We start from the raw sequence: 19,555 nt of genomic DNA, 5'->3' as shown, positions 1-19,555 counted from the left end.
AAGTCTGAATTACTGCTGTTAAGTCAGTGTGCGTACTTGCGCATCATTAATTTTATCGATGTCGAAAATATTTAATTACCACCCTCGTCAATCAACGCCGTGCCACCTCGACAGGCAGACACCCGGTGTTACTTCCCGGTTGCAGGTAGGGCATCAGAATCGGCGCCATGCCCTTGAGCACCTGCACCGGCAGCGCTGACGTGAACGTGAACGTTTCGGCCGAGCGACCCGGCACGAAAGCGGTGAGGGTGCCGAAATGGTTGTCGCCGATGTAGAACACGAAGGTCGCCGTGCGATTGAGGGATTTGGAGCTCAACACCCGCCCGCCGGAACCAATGGCCGCAATGCGGTTGTCACCCGTCCCGGTCTTGCCGCCCATGGCCAGGGGGTTGCCATTGGGTAATGTGAAACTGCCGGACACACGTTTTGCGGTACCGGCATCCACCACTTGCGACAAGGCTTCGCGCATGGCCGTGGCGACTTCGGATGGCATCACCCGTTTGCCCACGACCGGGTCGTTGATCAACTTGGTTTCATACGGGGTGTTGGCCGCGAAATGCAGCGTGTCGATGCGCAGTGTCGGCATGCGCACGCCATCGTTGAGGATGGTCCCGATCAACTCGCCCAGCGCCGCCGGACGGTCGCCAGAGCTACCGATGGCGGTGGCCAGTGACGGCACCAGGTGATCGAAGGGATAGCCGACTTTCTGCCAGCGCTGGTGAATGTCCAGGAAGGCTTCGATCTCGAGCATGGTGCGGATGCGGCTGTCGCGGGCGCCCTTGTGCTTGCTTTTGAACAGCCAGCTATAGACTTCCTGCCGTTCGAACTGACTGGCCTTGACGATCTGGCCCCACTTGGCGTCGGGGTTGTTCAGCAGGTAGCCCATCAACCACATGTCCAGCGGGTGGACCTTGGCGATGAAGCCCTGGTCCGGCAGGTCGTAGGCGCCGGGGCCATAGCTTTCGTAGAGCCGTTGCAGGCGTTCGTCGGTGAGTTTTTCAGTGAGCTTGGCACCTTTGAGATGCGTGCGAACGAAGGTGTTGAAGCTTTCCTGACTGGCTTGCGGCAGCATATAACGATGGACCGCCGCCAGACGGATCGGTGTCGGGCGCATGCTGTCGAGGAAGGTGTCGAGCCGTGCCTGGGTGTCCTTGTTTTTGTATTTCTTCCAGAATTTCAGCAGGAACGAGGTGCCTTCGCGGTCGGCGAAATCGGCCAGGTATTCCTGACGGCGAGGGTCGCGGTCGTCCTTGAGCAGTTCTGCGCTGTTGTTGGGGCCCGAATACGTGGCGTAGCGCACCAGGTCGCGCATTAACCGAATGAACGGCAGGTTGATGGATTCACGCAGCGCATCGCGCAGGGTAGGGATGCGGCCGTTGTCTTCCTTGCGAAAGTTATGGAACACGTGCAACCCGCCACCGGTGAAAAACGCTTCGCCGGGGCTGGCCGAGTATTTGCGATCCAGCGCGGCACCCAGCATGGCCGGCAGATTGCGATCTTGATTCTCGATCAGGTAATCGACGGCCCAACGACTCAGTCGGTCCTGATCGGGGACATCGACTTTTTTCAGCTCTGGAATGGTCATCCCGGCATATTTGTCGTGCAGTTCGGAGATGATTTGCAGGTAGGTGGTGAGCACGCGCATTTTTGCAGTGGAGCCCAGTTCCAGCTTGCTGCCTTCGTTGATGTCGAACGGCTGGTCGGTGCTGTCGGTCTGGATGCGTACGCGCGCGCCGTCCGGCGTCAGTTCAAACAGGGTGAAGCTGTAGCGCACCTGGGTGGTGCTGGTGGGGGTGAGCAGGCGTTCGCCCATCAAGCCGATCTGCGCCGCAAATACCGGGTCGGCCAGGTGCTTGAGGTACTCGGTGGCCTGGGATTGCAGCTGGCCTTGCAAGGTACTGGTGGCGGACAGATCAAGGCGATCGAGGTCGTACAGTGGACGATTGAGCAAGCCGCCCAAGCGACTGCGTGCCACGCTGATGCCTTTGTTGGTTTCAATGGGCTGAATGGTCGGCTGGGTTTGCCAGTCGCGATAAGTGACCTTGCTGGCCAATGCCGCAGCGGCAAACGGCCCATCGATCACGCCATTTTGTGCCAGCAGGCGGATGTGGCTGTCAGTGAGATCGACCAGTTCATCACGGCCCTTGGTCAGGTAGTGGGAAGGCCGGCGCTGGGCAATCATCAACGAGAGCATTTCACGCAGGGCCAGGCCTTTGGCGGCCATCGTTTTTGGATCGGTGGCTGGGCTGGCCAGGGTTTCGTTGGCCTTGTCGAAGTCGGCGCCGTACCAGACGCGCAACCCTTCGGCCATGCCATGCACTTCACCGTGACCGGGCACGGCGGACAGCGGCACGCTGTTGAGGTAGTCGCGGACCACATTTTTCCGGGCATCGAGGGTTTCCGGGCCGGCCTGATAGGCGCGCACGGTGGCGGAAATCATCTGTCGGATCTTTTCCGCGCCCGATACCGTCAGGCCATCGGGCGAATGCCGATACTTTTCAAGCTGTGTCGCCAGGGTACTGCCACCCGCCGACTGGCCCGGCAGGTGAATCAACTTCGCCACCTGCGACCACGCCGCCATGCCGAAGCGCGGCCAGTCCACGGCGGGGTTGGCCAAGGGTTGCTTGGGGTCGAGCAGGAAACGGTTCTCGATGAACAACAGGCTGTTGATCACCACCGGCGGGATCGATTCAAAGCTTGAATAAAGCTGCTGCGGATACTTGAACTGGTACAGCGGCAACGCGCGGCAATCGGTGATCGACAGCCCGGCCTGGATTTTTTCCGAATAGGGCACGAACAGGCCCTTGTCGCTGTAGTCCATCAACTTTTTGGAAAAACGGGTCTGCGCCGAGATCACGTAGTCGCGCTTGAGCAACCGGGGCAGGAACTCATTCAGAGAGCTATAGCCCAGACGCAAATCAAAAGGCCCGGCGCCAGGGTAACGAATCGCATCGCTAGGGCCTGGTTCCAGGGTGTAACTCAGGGACGCAGCGAATTTGCTGACTTCCGCGCCTGAAATTTCGACGTGCGCATTTCCTTGGCAGCGGCCAGGCCCACGACGATCAGAATGATCAGCAACAACAACCAAAACGCCTTCCAGCCGTGTTTGACACGACTGGTACGGGGTTTTTCAGGTAAAGGCGCTTCATCCACTCGTTCAGTCGGGACCACAGTTTTACTCGTATCGGTTTGCCACAAAGCGCCCATAGCCGATTGATCCATTCACGCAGATTGATCTGACTTGTCTGAAGCTTAGACGGTGGTTGGCAAAGGTGAAAAAATTGTGGACAAGGTTATCGCCTATTTTTTTGTATCCACACAAATCCCTGTAGCAGCTGCCGAAGGCTGCGTCCGGCTGCGCAGCAGTCGCCAATCCTGCAACTTCAATTTGTCTGGAAAGCCGCGGTGTCTGATTTACGACTGCTACGCAGTCGAACGCAGCCTTCGGCAGCTGCTACCAGGGGGCGGTGGTGTTATGGCTGAAGAGTCTTGATCTAGAGCTGTTCAGCAGTAAGTAAGGTTTAGGCAAGTGCATGACGATGCACCAATGCTGTGCAATACTCGCCGCCGTTTCAGGGGCGAGTGTAATCGCCTTTAGCCAGTTAATACCTCTCCATAAATCGCTATTTTGCCGAGACTTATGGCTGCATATTGTGATTTATAGAGTGAAAAAACCTGAGCGATGCTTTTTATACTGCACGTCCCGCTGATCCTGGAGGTTTTGTCCTACAGGACGGTCCTGCTCACGAAGTAGACCGGTTTCAGGCAAGCAATGGCTTATCGGTCAGCGCTTCGACACTCGGTGGCTAAATCCAATAACAAGACGAGGATGTCCCCTATGCCTGTCGGCAATCACCTGCCCAACGGCGAGACCGCTCAAGGCGGCCCGCTTAAACGCGAACTCGGCGAACGGCATATTCGCTTGATGGCACTCGGTGCCTGTATCGGCGTCGGCCTGTTCCTGGGGTCGGCCAAGGCCATCGAAATGGCCGGTCCCGCCATCATGCTGTCCTACATCATTGGCGGTCTGGCGATCCTGGTGATCATGCGTGCCCTGGGCGAAATGGCCGTGCACAACCCGGTCGCCGGCTCGTTCAGCCGTTATGCCCAAGACTATCTCGGCCCCTTGGCGGGCTTCCTTACCGGCTGGAACTATTGGTTCTTGTGGCTGGTGACCTGCGTCGCGGAAATCACGGCGGTGGCGGTGTACATGGGGGTCTGGTTCCCCGATGTGCCGCGCTGGATCTGGGCGCTGTCGGCGTTGATCAGCATGGGCACCATCAACCTCATCGCGGTCAAGGCCTTCGGTGAGTTCGAGTTCTGGTTCGCCCTGATCAAGATCGTCACCATCATTGCCATGGTGGTCGGTGGTATCGGCATCATCGCTTTCGGGTTCGGCAACGATGGCGTGGCGCTGGGGATTTCCAATCTCTGGGCCCACGGCGGTTTCATGCCCAATGGCGTGCAAGGCGTATTGATGTCGCTGCAAATGGTCATGTTCGCCTACCTGGGCGTCGAGATGATCGGCCTGACCGCCGGTGAAGCCAAGAACCCGCGCAAGACCATCCCGGATGCCATTGGCTCGGTGTTCTGGCGGATTCTGCTGTTCTACGTCGGCGCGCTGTTCGTGATCCTGTCGATCTACCCATGGAACGAAATCGGCACCCAGGGCAGCCCGTTTGTGATGACGTTCGAGCGCCTGGGCATCAAGACCGCCGCCGGTATCATCAATTTCGTGGTGATCACTGCTGCGCTGTCGTCCTGTAACGGCGGCATTTTCAGCACCGGGCGCATGCTCTACAGCCTGGCGCAGAATGGCCAGGCCCCGGCCGGTTTCGCCAAGACGTCGAGCAACGGCGTACCTCGCCGCGCCTTGCTGCTGTCAATGGGCGCGTTGCTGTTGGGCGTGTTGCTCAACTACCTGGCGCCGGAGAAGGTCTTCGTCTGGGTCACCGCGATTGCCACCTTCGGCGCGATCTGGACCTGGGTGATGATCCTGTTGGCTCAGCTCAAGTTCCGCAAAGGCCTGAGCGCCAGCGAGTGTGCCGGCCTCACGTACAAGATGTGGCTGTACCCGGTCAGTTCGTACCTGGCGCTGGCGTTCCTGGTGTTGGTGGTCGGCCTGATGGCCTACTTCCCGGACACCCGCGTGGCACTGTATGTCGGCCCTGCGTTCCTGGTGCTGCTGACGGTGTTGTTCTATGTGTTCAAGCTGCAACCGACCCAGGCAACGCAAGGTGCGGTGCGTTCGGCGTCGTAAGGCGTAACGCTTGAAATGCAAAAGCCCCGGTCGATTGACCGGGGCTTTTTCGTTTCAGGCTGCCGCGACGTGCAGTGAGCGGTTCAGGTGCTTATTGAATTCCAACCAGACCCCCAACAACCCCATCAACCCCGCCCCGACCAGCGCGGTGAAGATTTGCATGGCAAACGCGTCGTCGGTCATGGCGTTGACCATGTCCGCCAGCGGCGCCAGCAACACGCCGAGGCAGAACACTTCCAGCGAATAGCGCCCCATGCGACAGCATTGCTGTGCCAGCCAGTTTTGTGTCCAGCCCGTGTCTGGCAGCAGTTTCGCCGTGACATAGGCCAGTGCCAGAAAGTGCAGTAATCGCACCGGCGACAGGTCGGTCTTACTGATCGGGTACAGCCAGTTGCTCAACAGGGTTGGCATCACCGCGTCGTGGATATGCGGCCAGCGCCAGGAAACGGTAATCACCCCGGCAAACACTACGTAAATGGCTGCACAGACAAATAACGGCTGGCGCGACAGCGCACGCGTCTCGGGCAGTCGTGGCCTTTGCCCGTGAATCGCCGCCGCACCACCGAGCACAAACAGCAGTTGCCAGGTGACCGGGTTGAAATACCATACGCCGTCCTTGATCGCGGCCAGGTTCCAGCCGAATGACGGCGCCAACAGGTAAACAGTCAACGACACCGCCACCACTGCCCACGCCTTGCGTACCAGCAACGGCAGCACCAGGGGCAACCCGGCCAGTAGCACGATGTACAGCGGCAACGGGTCCATCAGGTTCGGTTTGAAGCGCAACAGCAACTCATCGGTCAACGCTTGTTGAGGGTTGGTGATGAAGTGGTGCAGGCCCATTTCCTCGACCAGATCGCGGGTTTCCACATGGCTGTTGGCGAAGAACACGATGCCCATCAGCATCGCCAGCAGGAAAATATGCACCACATACAACACCCAGGCGCGGCGCAGGATTTTCACACAGGCAATCAGGTAACCGTCACGCGCAAGGATCTTGCCGTAGGCCAGCACCGCTGCGTAGCCTGCCAGAAATACAAAGATTTCCGCGGCATCGCTGAAGCCTACGTTGCGCAAGGTGATTTGACCCAAGGGGTTGTGGGGCACGTGATCCCAGAAAATGAAGATCAGTGCCAGGCCACGGAAAAAGTCGATTCGGTGATCGCGTTCAGTCGTCATGGCTGCGGGCTCTTGAACGGGTGTTGAAGGGGGCGGGCGGCGCCACTAGGTCGTGCGCCGCACATCGGCGGCGCGCAGGGTGCAGGCATTCGTCGGCAATTGCAAAGTGTGGGTATTACGAGATGTCTCAACCGCCTGTCTAAAAGCCCGGCAGCGGTGCGATCTCTGGTTATCGTCGGGTTCAAAGCTTTAGTGGTTGTAGGCGGAATTCCCTTGAGGCGCCGACATGAGCATCTGCGATTGGCTCGACAAAGAACGTGGAGGCCGTCAGGTCTGGTTGCTGTTTGTTCTTGCGACGCTGCTGTATGTCCTGCCGTTTATCCTCGCGGATTTCCCCTACATCGATGACAACTGGCGTGGCCTGGCCGCCGGCATGGGCTGGTCGCAGGAGGGCCGTCTCTTCGCACAATGGTTCTACAACCTGCTGAGCTTCAGCGATGCCGCACCCAATATCTTCCCGTTGCCGCTTTTGATCGCCACCCTGGCCATGAGTGCGGCCCTGACCCGTCTGACGTTCCATTACTTTCCCGTACCGACGGTTGCTCATTGCCTGGTCGTTCTGCCGCTTTGGTACAACCCGTTTCTCCTGCAAAACCTGTCGTACCAATACGACGGTCCGACCATGGCGCTGAGTGTGGTGGCGGTGATCTACGCGATCACGTTTCAAAGCCCCTCGCGCGTCCAGCGATTGACCGTTCCGGCCGTGCTGATAGCATTGGCCATCGGCCTTTATCAGGCCAGCATCAATGTGTTTCTCGGGCTCTGTTGCCTGGAGCTGCTGCGCGGGGCAACCGAGCGATTATCGTGGCCGGCGTGGTGCCGATTGCTCGGCTGGAAAGTCGCGCAGGTGCTGTTGGCCGGATTGATCTACGGCGCCACGGCTTTTGCTTACATGAGTCAAAACCGCACCGCGATATTGAAGGGGGCGGCGGCACCGCTGCTGCAAGTTGAAATCAATGCGGGCCGGGTGCTGGAAAAAATCGTGCTGTTGTTTCATGGCGGCTTTACCTGGGTGTTCGCCGCGCTGTTGCTGTGCGCCATCGCCGGAGGTGTGTGCGTGGGGCAGGGTGTGCTGGCGCGGCAGGACACGGGGCTGCACAAGGCGCTGATAGGGTTGACGTGTCTGATGATGCTGCCGGTCCTGATGTTACTGGTGCCCGGTGCTTCATTGTTTTTTCGAGACTTCAATGAAGGCGCCCGAACGTTGATGGGTTTTGGCGTCGTGCTGGTGGTGCTGTTCTACCTGAGTCATCGGGCGCTGGCGTCGTGGCATGGAAAACTGCCACTGCTGTTGCTCATCCCGCTGCTGGCGATGCTCTCGCTGTCCTTCGCCTACGGGCGCGTGCTGACCCTGCAAAAAACCTTCGCGACCAACGCGTTGTATGCCCTGAGTGCCGACATTGCCTCGCGCCCCGCATTGCGCGATGCCAAGCGCATTTACCTGTCGGTGAGTTATTCGGATCACTGGTTGGTGGCCGCTGCCGGGTCGTTCAAACAGATGCCGGTTTTGCACTATTTGCTTAACACCGACTTTTACATGCTCGCGGAAAACCTGCCGAAAACCGGCATCACCAACGTGGTCAGGGAAAAGGAGCGGCGCAATGCGACACGAGTCGGTTACCAGGGGTATCCGCCGCTGGTGGACAGCCAGTTCTATCGCATTTATCTGCTGGGGGATTACGGCTTTATCGTCATGAAAGAGTCGGTGCCCGTGAAAACGCTTCAGTGGTGAATGAAGCCATTGGGCATGACCGTTAATCAGGAATACCGCGGTACCTGCTATTTCTGACAGTAGACGCACACCTGCCCTGACATTAGGTTGAAGCACTTCTGAAACCGAGAGCGGACCACGGAATGGACATGAAATCTTTATGGAAAGAATTCTCCACCTATGCGGTAGTTGGCGTGGCCAATACGCTGATTCATTGGCAGCTGTTTTACATCCTCACCACCGCCGCCGAATGGAGTCAGGCCGCCAGCAACGTTACGGCGTTCTGTGTCGCGGCAACGTTCTCCTTTTATGTGCACGCGCTGTACACATTTGAAGCCGGAGCGTCGGTACGTCGTTATCTGTCGTATGTCTGCTGCATGGGCGTAGCGAGTTTTGTGGTCGGGCACTATGCCGATGTCTGGAAACTCCACGGCTTGGTAACCGTCTCATCGTTCTCGCTGTTGAGTCTGTTCTGCGGGTTTTTCTTTTCGCGATTTATCTTGTTCCGCGAGCGCGAAGCATGATGGTTTCGCGCTGCTCTGGGGAGGTCGCAGCGCTGTATGTGGTGGTGGCGATCGCGTTATTCGCGAGACTTCACGCCATCACCACGCCGGCCGTCTGGTGTGAAATCTTCGACCGGCGCCTCCTGTGGCTGTTTTCAACCGATGTTTATGCCGCAACTTCCTCATTCGGCTCAAAACTGTCCGCCCGCGCCATCTGCCACATCCGCGAGTAAAACTCGCCATTCACTTCACCGGTGAGTAACTCGCCAGGCTTCAAGAACACATGCAACTGCGAGAACAATTTGATCTCGGTCGCCGACATGCGCCGCACCAAGTGTTTGGCTGACAGTTGTGAAGGGTGATCGAGGCCCGCCGCCGCGAGCATTTCAGCCAGGGCCTTGAGCGTGTTGCGGTGGAAGTTGAACACGCGCTGGGCTTTGTCCGGAACGACGAGGGCGCGTTGACGCAAGGTGTCCTGGGTGGCGACGCCGGTCGGGCATTTGTTGGTGTGGCAGCTTTGCGACTGGATGCAGCCGATGGCGAACATGAAGCCGCGTGCCGAGTTGGCCCAGTCGGCGCCAATGGCCAGTACGCTGGCGATGTCGAAGGCGCTGACGATCTTGCCGCTGGCCCCCAGTTTGATTTTGTCCCGCAGGTTCAGGCCCACCAGCGTGTTGTGCACGAACAGCAGGCCTTCGCGCATCGGCACGCCGATGTGGTCGGTGAACTCCACCGGCGCAGCACCGGTGCCACCTTCCTTGCCGTCGACGACGATAAAGTCCGGGAGGATGCCGGTTTCCAGCATGGCCTTGGCGATGCCCATGAATTCCCACGGGTGGCCGAGGCAGAACTTGAAACCCACCGGTTTGCCGCCGGACAGTTCACGCAGTTGCTGGATGAAATGCATCAGTTCGATCGGATTGGAAAACGCGCTGTGCCGCGATGGCGAGATGCAGTCTTCGCCCATCAGGATGCCGCGGGTTTCGGCGATTTCCTGGGTGACTTTGTGCTTGGGCAGAATCCCGCCGTGGCCGGGCTTGGCGCCCTGGCTCATCTTGATTTCGATCATGCGCACTTGCGGCGTTTGTGCCTGGGCGGCGAAGCGTTCCGGGTCGAAACGACCGTCGGCGGTGCGGCAGCCGAAGTAGCCGCTGCCGAGCTCCCAGGTCAGGTCGCCGCCGTTTTCGCGGTGGTACGCGCTGATGCTGCCTTCGCCCGTGTCATGGGCGAAGTTACCGAGTTTGGCGCCCTGGTTCAGCGCGCGAATCGCGTTGGCGCTGAGTGAGCCAAAGCTCATGGCCGAGATGTTGAACACCGAGGCCGAGTACGGCTGGGTGCACTGCGGGCCGCCGACCATCACCCGAAAACTGCCAGGATCACTCAACGGCGCCGGGCGCATCGAGTGGCCGATGAATTCGAAGCCCGATTGGTACACATCAATCAGCGTGCCGAAGGGTTTGTCGGCGCTTTCATTTTTTGCCCGCGAATAGACCAGCGAACGCTGGGCACGGGAGAAGGGCAGGGCGTCGCTGTCGGATTCGAGCAGGTACTGGCGGATTTCCGGGCGAATGCCTTCCACCAGATAACGAATGTTGCCCAGGATCGGGTAGTTGCGGCGTACCGCGTGAGGGCTTTGCAGCAGATCGAACAGGCCGATCAGGCTGAGCACGCCGGTGACGGCGGTGATCGGCCAGAGCCAGTCGTATTGCAAGAAGGGCAGGCTGGCGAGGGTGGCGATCACGCAAGCGGCAAAGAAGGCGTAGCGGCTCAGGAGTGACAGGCTCATACGGTTTCCTTGGGTTCGGACTCGGTTGTGGCCACAGAGATCCCTGTAGGAGCCGAGCTTGCTCGCGATGACGTCGTGTCAGACAACGGAATTTTTGACCGGAAGACCGCCATCGCGAGCAAGCTTTGCTCCTACAGGGTTGCGGTGTGTCAGGCGTTTTGGGCCTGGAGAAAAATCGAAAACAGCTCGGACTGGGACTTGATTCCCAGCTTGCTGTACATGTGTTTCTTATGGACTTTCACGGTTTCGACGGAGATTTCCAGCTTACGGGCGATTTCTTTGCTGGAGCAACCGCTGAGCATCAAACGCCCGACGTCGAGCTCGCGCGCCGTCAGTTGTGCGCCTTTGAGCTGCTGCACCGACGCTTCCAGTTGCACGCGCCAGTCAGGTTGCGGTGGCGACGGCGCAAGGGCCACGACCTCGTTGATTTCGTAGGGCAGGCGCTGACGCAACAGGCCCAGCACCCACGGCTGGATCAGCGACAGCAAGGCGATCTGCTGGCCGCTGAAGCGCTGCTTGCTGCCCAGTGACAGGCACAACGTGCGGTCGCCTTCGAGCTGGCAATTGAACTGGATTTCATCGGCGACCACATTCAGACGAAAGTAGCGCTGGTAATACTCGGTCAGCTCAAAGTGCTCCGGCGCCACTTCCGACAAGCGATAGAGACCGGTGCGCGATTGCTCGCGGCAAGCGATGTAGAACGGGTCGAGCAGGTACAAACCGCGCAGGTAATCCTGAAACAACTGGTCAGGGCTGCCGTCCTCGCCGGGGCATTCGGCGAACACTTGCGGGTGCTGGTCGGCGCTGAAAAGCAGGGCCACCCAGCTGTCGAAGGTCACGTACTGATCCAGCAACCGCACCAGCTGCGTCCAGAAATTAGGCTTGTCCAGCGCGTCGATCAGTTGCCCGACCGAGCGATGCCACGCGATGTCGTCTAACGAAAGTGTCATGCCTCTACCCCTATCGGGTTACCCCAGCGGCGTGATTCCCCGGCCGGTGGCTTGCTGCGCATACTGGCGCACAGTCACCGACCGGGCAATCTTTCTGCCGCCCGGCGTACTCCAGAACAAGGAATACCCATGAAAGTCGAACTCGCCCAGTTGGCGGGCCGTGACAACGGCACAGCGTACAACCTCGAACGCGCCTTGGCGGCGATTGCAGCCTGCGCCGCCGACACACAACTGATTGTCTTCCCGGAAACCCACCTGATGGGCTTCCCGACCGCCGACACCGTGGCCCGCACCGCTGAACCGCTGAACGGCCCGACCGTCAACGCCGTGCTGACCGCTGCCCGCGAACGCAACATCGCCGTGGTGATCGGCATGGCCGAGAACGACAACGGCCGGTTCTACAACACCACACTGCTGATTACCCCCGAAGGCATCGCGTTGAAATACCGCAAGACGCATTTGTGGGCCTCGGATCGCGGTGTGTTCGAACCGGGCGACCGTTACGCCACGTGCGAGTGGAGCGGTGTGCGAGTTGGCCTGCTGATCTGCTACGACATCGAATTCCCGGAAACCGCCCGCGCCCTCGCGCAACTGGGCGCCGAACTGCTGATCGTCACCAACGGCAACATGGACCCCTACGGCTCGACGCACCGCACCGCGATCATGGCCCGCGCCCAGGAAAACCAGGCGTTTGCGCTGATGGTCAACCGGGTGGAAGCGGGCGATGACGGGTTGATGTTCGCGGGCGGCAGTGCGCTGGTGGATCCGCTGGGCACGCTGTTGTTCGAGGCCGGACGGGATGAAGGCCAGTTTACGGTTGAGCTGGATTTCAACCGGTTGGACGCGGCACGCAAGGACTATCGGTACCTGGACGATCAGCGGTTGAAGCTGCCGGGGGAGATGGTTGAGCACGCTGGCGGGTTGCGCGAGTTGCTGATTCCTCGGAGCTGATCCGGTTTCTGCGTCGTCCGGGCTGACGCCTTCGCGGGCAAGCCCGCTCCCACAGTTAATCGGTGATGGACACCAAACTTATGTACACCCGAAGCCCTGTGGGAGCGGGCTTGCCCGCGATGAGGCCCTGACAGGCAACACAGTTCTGTCGGCGTGAAACCTAGAACAACAACGTAACCCGAAATTTAGCGCCGAACTCGGCTCTGCCATAAATCTAATAAATTCGGAGTAGTCGCTCATGGCTCGTTTGCAAACCACCCTGTCATTGGGGTCGGTGGTGCTGTTTGGCATTGCCTACATGACGCCGATCATTGTGCTCGGCACCTTTGGCATCCTCGCTCAATCCACCGCCGGCATGGTTCCGGCCGCGTACCTGGCGGCCTTGGTGGCGATGTTCTTCACCGCCATGAGCTACGGCCGAATGGCCTCGGCGTTCCCTGTCGCGGGCTCGGCTTATAGCTACGTACGCAAAGCCATCAGCCCCAAGCTCGGTTTCATCGCCGGTTGGGCGGTGTTGCTCGATTACCTGTTCCTGCCAATGGCGATCTGGCTGATCGGCGCCGCCTACCTCAACTCGGCCTTCCCCGCAGTGCCGCAATGGCTGTGGGTGTTGGCGTTCATCGGCATCACCAGCGCGATCAACATCGTCGGCCTGAAACTGGCCAACGGCGTCAACGCCTTGCTGATGCTGGTGCAGGCGCTGGTACTGATCGCCTTTGTTGCGCTGTGCATCCATTACGTGGGGGGCGACGCGAGCACACCGTTGTGGTCGATCAAACCGTTCTTCAACGGCGACATGCAAATGCCGCTGATCATGAGCGGCGCAGCCATCGCCTGTTACTCGTTCCTGGGCTTCGACGCGGTCAGTACCCTGACCGAAGAAACCCGCGACCCGCGCCGCACCATCCTCGGGCAATCATGCTGATTACCCTGGTCGGCGGGCTGATCTTCGTCAGCGTCTCGTACTTCGTGCAGATCGCGCATCCTTCGTTCCAGTTCGACAACGTTGACTCGGCCGCCTACGAGATTGCCCGCAACATCGGCGGCGACCTGTTTGTGTCGATCTTCCTGATCGGCCTGATCGTCGGCCAGTTCGCCTCGGGCCTTTCGGCACAGGCCAGTGGCTCGCGTCTGTTGTTCGCCATGGGCCGTGACGGTGTGCTGCCAAAATCGTTCTTCGGCACCTTGCACGAACGCTTCGGCACCCCGGTCAACAGCATCCTGTTGTGCGCGGTCGTCGCGTTGCTGGCGCTGAAACTGGACGTCACCACCTCGACCTCGTTCATCAACTTCGGCGCGTTCCTCGCCTTCAGCCTGGTCAACCTGTCGGTGATTTTTCACTACTGGATCGGCGGCGAGAAAAAAGGCCCGCGTGAGCTGGTTCTTTTTCCTGGTGTTCCCGTTCATCGGTCTGGTGGCGGACTTGTGGCTGATGGTCAGCCTCGACCACCTGGCGATTTACCTGGGCCTGAGCTGGCTGGCGATTGGCGTGGTGTACCTGGCGGTGCTGACCGGCGGTTTCCGTCGCCAGCCACCGGAGATGGATTTCCAGGAAGCTACATAAGCAATCGGCTGGCAGTACAGAACCCTGTGGGGAGCAAGCTCGCTCCCACAAAGGTTCGGCAGTGAGTTGCAGATGTTTTTCCCCGTGACGATGCACCAAGACTTATGTGAACCTTGCGGTCTTTACCCAAGGCCCTCTCTGATCCATGACCCTTGCATCCGCTGATTCGCCACGCATCATCCGCATCGCCGCCGCCCTGTTGATCGGCCCTGACGGCCGCACATTGCTGGTGCGCAAGCGCGGCACCCAGGCCTTTATGCAACCGGGCGGCAAGATCGAAGCCCCTGAGCAGCCAGGTTCACGCCTTGGCCCGCGAGCTGGAAGAAGAGCTGGGGTTAGTCATCGATCCGTCGCACGCCAGCTACCTCGGGAAATTCTCGGCACCGGCCGCCAACGAGCCGGGTTTTGTCGTAGAGGCCGAACTTTTTCGGCTGGCCATCGAGGAGGACGTCACCCCCGCCGCCGAAATCGAAGAAGTGATCTGGATTGACCCGACCACCGACGGTGATATCACGCTGGCGCCATTGACACGCGACCTGATCCTGCCGTTTTATCGAGCTTCGCTGACCGAACCTGCCTGATCAATTACGGACGAAGGACTGCCCATGATCCCGCTTCAAGATTTGCTGATTTTCGCCGCCGCCGCATTGCTGATGGTGCTGACACCGGGGCCGAACATGATCTACCTGATTTCCCGTTCAATCTGCCAGGGGCGCAAGGCGGGCGTGACGTCATTGTTGGGCGTGGTCGCGGGGTTCTTTGTCCACTTGTTCGCCGCCGCGGCCGGTTTGACCGCGGTGTTCCTGGCCGTGCCGATGGCCTACGAAGTCTTGAAATGGGCCGGGGCGTTGTACCTGGTGTGGCTGGCCTGGCAGGCGGTCAAACCCGGCGCGCGTTCACCGTTCGAGGCGCAGCAGTTGCCGCCGGACTCGTCACGCAAACTGGTCACCATGGGTTTTCTCACCAGCGCGTTGAACCCCAAGATTGCGGTGTTTTACCTGTCGGTGTTTCCACAGTTCATCAACCCTGAACACGGCTCGGTGTTCAGCCAAAGCCTTATCCTTGGCCTGACGCAGATCAGTGTCAGCTTCTGCGTCAATCTACTGATCGCGTTGTTCGCGGCCGGCATCGCCTCGTGGTTCGTCAACAACCCGACCTGGCTGGCGGTGCAGCGTTATTTCATGAGTTTTGTGTTGGCGACGCTGGCGGTGCGGCTGATGCTTGAGCAACGCAGGACGGTTTGAACATGTGGATTGAGCGGCTGGACGCCAGTCATGCCCTGGCCTATCGGGAACTGATGCTCGAAGCCTACGACCGGCATCCGCAGGCGTTCACCTCCAGCGTGCGCGAGCGCGCCGCGATGCCGCTGAGTGGGTGGGAAGGGCGCCTGACCAGCAAACTGGATGTGGTGCTCGGGGCGTTTGTAGAAGGGCGGCTGGCGGGCATCGTCGGGCTGGCGTTCGAGGCGCGGGAAAAGGCCCGGCACAAGGCGACGCTGTTTGGCATGTACGTCTCGGGCACCCTCCGCCAGCGCGGGGTGGGGCAGCAACTGGTGCAGGCAGCGTTGGCCGAGGCGGGCAAGCATCAGGGCTTGAGGCTGATCAAACTGACCGTCACCGCCGGCAACGACACCGCGTTCAACTTGTACAGCCGTTGCGGCTTCATCCAGTTCGGCCTCGAACCCATGGCCGTGCGCGTGGGTGAGGATTACTTCGACAAGATCCATATGTGGCGTGAACTCTAAACCCCACCGATCTTGTAGGAGCCGGGCTTGCCCGCGATGGCGGTGTGTCAGTCGCCGCAGACATTGACTGGAAAATCGCCATCGCGGGCAAGCCCGGCTCCTACCAGGGTATGATGTTCCTGCGAACGGCGCTGACGCCATCCAGCGTCGAGAACGACGTGTCCTTGGCCGTCAGCAAGAAATCACGCATGTACGGCGCATCCAGCATGTCCGCGCGGATCCCTGCGTACAGCGTCGCAAACAAGCCTTTCTCGCCCAGCCGCTTGGCCTTCACGTAACCCCGTGAGCTGTATTCGCGCAGCGCCCAGTGCGGCATGCCGCACACGCCGCGTCCGCTGGCCACCAGTTGCATCATCATCACCGTCAATTCCGAGGTGCGCACTTGCGCCGGTTCGATGTCGGCCGGTTCGAGGAAACGCGTGAAGATGTCCAGTCGATCACGCTCCACCGGGTAGGTGATCAGGGTTTCGGTCAGCAGATCTTCCGGAACGATGTAGGCCTTGCTCGCCAACCGATGCTGGTTGGCCACCGCGAGCATGGCTTCATAGGTGAACAGCGGCACATAGGTAATACCGGCGATGTCCAGTGGGTCGGACGTCACCACCAGGTCCAGATCACCGCGAGCCAGTGCCGGCAGCGGAGCAAAGGAAAACCCCGAGGCCAGGTCCAGCTCGACTTCCGGCCACGCATCGCGGAACTGGTCGATGGTCGGCATCAGCCACTGGAAGCAACTGTGGCACTCGATCGCCATGGTGTAAACGGCCTGCCGTGCCACCGGCCAATCGTGCGATATCGCGTTCGGCACCGCGCAGCAACGGCAGGGTGGCGTCGGCCAGTTGCAGCAGGCGCAAACCGGCGCTGGTGAAGCGCACCGGTTTGGTCTTGCGCACGAACAACTGCATGCCCATGCGCTCTTCCAGTTCCTTGAACTGGTGGGACAGGGCCGACTGCGTCAGGTGCAGGCGGTCGGCGGCATCGACCAGGCTGTCGGCTTCGCGCAAGGCGTGCAGGGTCTTCAGGTGACGGATTTCAAGCACCGGATGGCTCCATGAGGAAAACTTGTGATCAACACGAAAAGGTTGAGTTTGTCTCATGTTGGGTTGGCTGTCGACAATAGCGCCATCTTTTACAGGGAGAAATACATCATGGCTCTGGCCCACACACTTGGTTTCCCACGCATCGGCGCGGACCGTGAACTGAAAAAAGCCCTCGAATCCTACTGGAAGGGCGACATTGATCAGGCTGCCCTGGACCGCGTTGGCCGCCAATTGCGTGCCATGCACTGGCAATTGCAGAAAGGCGCCGGGATCGACCTGCTGCCCGTGGGCGATTTCGCCTGGTACGACCAGGTGCTGACCCATTCGCTGACCTTCGGTGTGATCCCCGAGCGTTTCGACAGCACCAAGGATGCCGCCGGCCTGCCGACCCTCGACACCTTGTTCGCTATGGCCCGTGGCGCCACGGCCAGTTGCTGCGGCGGCGAACACAGCACCGCGCAATACGCCCAGGAACTGACCAAATGGTTCGACACCAACTACCACTACCTAGTCCCGGAATTCAGCGCTGACCAACAATTCCAGTTGAGCTGGGAACAACTGTTCGACGAAGTCGATGAGGCCAAAGCCCTCGGTCACACCGTCAAACCGGTAATCATCGGCCCGCTGACTTACCTGTGGCTGGGCAAGGCCAAAGGCAACGATTTCGACAAGCTCGACCTGCTGGAACGCCTGCTGCCGGTGTACAACAAAATCCTCGGTCGCTTCGCCGCGCAAGGGGTTGAATGGGTGCAGATCGACGAGCCGATCCTGACCCTCGACCTGCCGCAAGCCTGGAAAAATGCGTTCGAACGCGCTACCACATCCTTCAATACTCGCCGCTGAAGAAACTGGTTGCGACCTACTTCAGCGGCCTGGAAGACAACCTCGGCCTGGCCGTCGGCCTGCCGGTGCAAGGTCTGCACATCGACGCCGTGCGTGCCCCGGATCAACTGGGCCAGGTGCTGGATCGCCTGCCGACCTACAAGATTCTGTCGGTCGGTCTGGTCAACGGTCGCAATGTCTGGCGCTGCGAACTGGAGCAGGCGCTGGCTCAGCTGCAACCGGCGCAAGAGCGTTTTGGCGACAACCTGTGGGTCAGCAGTTCGTGCTCGTTGCTGCACAGCCCGGTGGATCTGCGCCGCGAAGACACGCTCGATCCCGAACTGAAAAGCTGGTTGGCGTTTGCCGTGCAGAAGTGTGGCGAAATCGCCGTGCTGCGTGATGCCCTCAACGACCCGCAATCGCCCAGCGTGCAAGCGGCGCTGGCCCAGAGCCGCGCAATTGCGGCCAGTCGTGCCGAGTCGCCGCGTATCCACAAAGCCGCCGTACAGGCGCGTATCGCTGCCATTGGCGTTGCGGACAGCCAGCGCCATTCGCCGTTTGCCCAACGCGTCGAACAGCAACGCGCTCGCCTGAAACTACCGACATTCCCGACCACCACCATCGGCTCGTTCCCGCAGACCGGCGCGATCCGTCTGGCCCGTCAGGCGTTCAAGCAAGGCAGGCTGTCGGCCAACGATTACACCGACGCGATGCACAGCGAAATCCGCCACGCGGTGCAAGTGCAGGAGCGCCTGGGCCTGGATGTATTGGTGCACGGTGAAGCCGAACGCAACGACATGGTCGAGTACTTCGCCGAGCAACTGGACGGCTACCTGTTCACCCGCTTCGGCTGGGTTCAGAGCTACGGCTCGCGCTGCGTCAAACCGGCGATCATCTACGGCGACCTGAGCCGCCTGAACGCGATGACGGTCGACTGGATCTCCTACGCACAGAGCCTGACCGACAAGGTCATGAAAGGCATGCTCACCGGTCCCGTGACCATGTTGATGTGGTCGTTCCCCCGTGAAGACGTGTCGCGCAAAGTCCAGGCGCAGCAGTTAGCGCTGGCCCTGCGGGACGAAGTGGTGGACCTGGAAACCGCCGGCATCAAGATCGTGCAGATCGACGAAGCCGCGTTCCGTGAAGGCTTGCCCCTGCGCCGGGCGCAATGGCAGGACTACCTCGACTGGGCAGTCGAAGCGTTCCGCTTGAGTGCATCGGGTGTGCGCGATGAAACGCAGATCCACACTCACATGTGCTACAGCGAATTCAATGACGTGATCAAGGCCATCGCCGACATGGACGCCGACGTGATCACCATCGAAACCTCGCGTTCGGACATGGAACTGCTGGAGGCCTTCGAAGCCTTCGACTACCCGAACGACATCGGGCCGGGTGTACGATATCCACTCGCCACGGGTGCCGGACACCGCCGAGATGGTCAAGTTGATGAGCAAAGCCGTGAAGCGCATTCCAGCCGAGCGCTTGTGGGTGAACCCCGATTGCGGTCTGAAGACCCGGGCGTGGCCAGAGACTGAAGCGGCGCTGGTGAACATGGTGGCGGCGGCCCGACAGTTGCGCAGCCAGTTGGCTTGAAAACAGTGAAACGGGAGCGGCCCAGCCGCTCCCGTTTTGCTTTTTAGCCCTGATCAAAATGCCCGAGCGCGGCTGACTTTTTTGCCGATGTCCGCGTAAGGCAGCGCGGCGTTGTCGGCGTGGGTCAGCAATCGATGTTCGGGCAGTTTCAGGTGCGCCTTTTCGAACTCGGCGAACGCAGGGGCCGCCTTGGCGTAGTGGAAGTGGGCATACCACAACAGTTTGGGCGGTTGCGCGGTCACGTCCCATGATTTCATATTCCTGCAGGTGATCGCTTCGCCCGTCATGACGTTTGCCCAGGTGTTTGATCGGGCTTGTCTTGCGTATTTCCACGGCGTTGTGACTGATCAGGTCATCCAGCATTCCATCGCTCGGTTGTTGGGTACGCAAGGATTGCCGGGTACGCATCTGGCGTCCGCTGGCAACGAGCTCGGTCGCCTTGTTGCGCAGTT

The 19,555-nt window shown here is 60.0% G+C and carries 9 protein-coding genes and 5 pseudogenes; 9 read left to right on the top strand and 5 right to left on the bottom strand.

Annotated features, from left to right (window positions below; all coding sequences use genetic code 11):
- Positions 1 to 91 precede the first annotated feature (91 nt).
- Positions 92 to 3,207 (bottom strand): annotated as a pseudogene (locus AB4N76_RS08225) (transglycosylase domain-containing protein).
- 631 nt (positions 3,208 to 3,838) lie between these two features.
- Here AB4N76_RS08225 and AB4N76_RS08220 point away from each other — a divergent pair.
- Positions 3,839 to 5,260 carry an amino acid permease gene (locus AB4N76_RS08220; protein ID WP_046026578.1) on the top strand — a complete coding sequence of 474 codons (1,422 nt, stop codon included), beginning with the start codon at positions 3,839 to 3,841 and terminating at the stop codon, positions 5,258 to 5,260.
- 54 nt (positions 5,261 to 5,314) lie between these two features.
- On the opposite strand, the gene AB4N76_RS08215 is transcribed toward AB4N76_RS08220, so the two are convergent.
- Positions 5,315 to 6,439 (bottom strand): OpgC family protein, encoded by a 1,125-nt coding sequence (locus tag AB4N76_RS08215; protein WP_077431330.1) that lies wholly within the window; start codon positions 6,437 to 6,439, stop codon positions 5,315 to 5,317.
- Between the two features lie 226 nt (positions 6,440 to 6,665).
- On the opposite strand from AB4N76_RS08215, the gene AB4N76_RS08210 reads away from it, so the two are divergent.
- Together AB4N76_RS08210 and AB4N76_RS08205 are read left to right on the top strand one after the other, a co-directional pair.
- Positions 6,666 to 8,171 (top strand): glucosyltransferase domain-containing protein, encoded by a 1,506-nt coding sequence (locus tag AB4N76_RS08210; protein WP_046026576.1) that lies wholly within the window; start codon positions 6,666 to 6,668, stop codon positions 8,169 to 8,171.
- A 128-nt stretch (positions 8,172 to 8,299) separates the two neighbouring features.
- A complete protein-coding gene (locus AB4N76_RS08205; RefSeq protein ID WP_460164359.1) occupies positions 8,300 to 8,674 on the top strand; it encodes a GtrA family protein in 375 nt (124 codons plus the stop codon).
- A 145-nt stretch (positions 8,675 to 8,819) separates the two neighbouring features.
- On the opposite strand, the gene AB4N76_RS08200 is transcribed toward AB4N76_RS08205, so the two are convergent.
- Complete coding sequence (locus AB4N76_RS08200; RefSeq protein WP_460164358.1) at positions 8,820 to 10,439, bottom strand: FMN-binding glutamate synthase family protein; 1,620 nt, start codon at positions 10,437 to 10,439, stop codon at positions 8,820 to 8,822.
- Positions 10,440 to 10,588: 149 nt separating this feature from the next.
- Complete coding sequence (locus tag AB4N76_RS08195; protein ID WP_027922800.1) at positions 10,589 to 11,389, bottom strand: helix-turn-helix transcriptional regulator; 801 nt, start codon at positions 11,387 to 11,389, stop codon at positions 10,589 to 10,591.
- Between the two features lie 129 nt (positions 11,390 to 11,518).
- Here AB4N76_RS08195 and AB4N76_RS08190 point away from each other — a divergent pair, with 129 nt between their 5' ends.
- From AB4N76_RS08190 to AB4N76_RS08170, 5 genes and pseudogenes are all read left to right on the top strand, one after another.
- On the top strand, positions 11,519 to 12,340 hold the full coding sequence (locus tag AB4N76_RS08190) for a carbon-nitrogen hydrolase family protein (protein ID WP_046026572.1): 822 nt from the start codon (positions 11,519 to 11,521) through the stop codon (positions 12,338 to 12,340).
- Positions 12,341 to 12,578: 238 nt separating this feature from the next.
- Positions 12,579 to 13,904 (top strand): annotated as a pseudogene (locus AB4N76_RS08185) (APC family permease).
- Positions 13,905 to 14,049: 145 nt separating this feature from the next.
- Positions 14,050 to 14,485 (top strand): annotated as a pseudogene (locus AB4N76_RS08180) (NUDIX hydrolase).
- A gap of 24 nt (positions 14,486 to 14,509) precedes the next feature.
- Positions 14,510 to 15,148 (top strand): LysE family translocator, encoded by a 639-nt coding sequence (locus AB4N76_RS08175; RefSeq protein ID WP_046026567.1) that lies wholly within the window; start codon positions 14,510 to 14,512, stop codon positions 15,146 to 15,148.
- A gap of 2 nt (positions 15,149 to 15,150) precedes the next feature.
- A complete protein-coding gene (locus AB4N76_RS08170) occupies positions 15,151 to 15,648 on the top strand; it encodes a GNAT family N-acetyltransferase (protein WP_046026566.1) in 498 nt (165 codons plus the stop codon).
- Positions 15,649 to 15,748: 100 nt separating this feature from the next.
- Here AB4N76_RS08170 and metR read toward each other — a convergent pair.
- A pseudogene (gene metR / locus AB4N76_RS08165) lies at positions 15,749 to 16,685 on the bottom strand (transcriptional regulator MetR).
- 108 nt (positions 16,686 to 16,793) lie between these two features.
- On the opposite strand from metR, the pseudogene metE reads away from it, so the two are divergent.
- Positions 16,794 to 19,103, top strand: a pseudogene (metE, locus tag AB4N76_RS08160) (5-methyltetrahydropteroyltriglutamate--homocysteine S-methyltransferase).
- The last annotated feature ends 452 nt before the right edge of the window (positions 19,104 to 19,555 follow it).

The sequence above is a fragment of the Pseudomonas sp. S2_F03 genome (genome assembly GCF_054668335.1).
The sequence above is the reverse complement of the archived record's forward strand: the minus strand, read 5'-3'. Positions and strand labels throughout refer to the sequence as shown.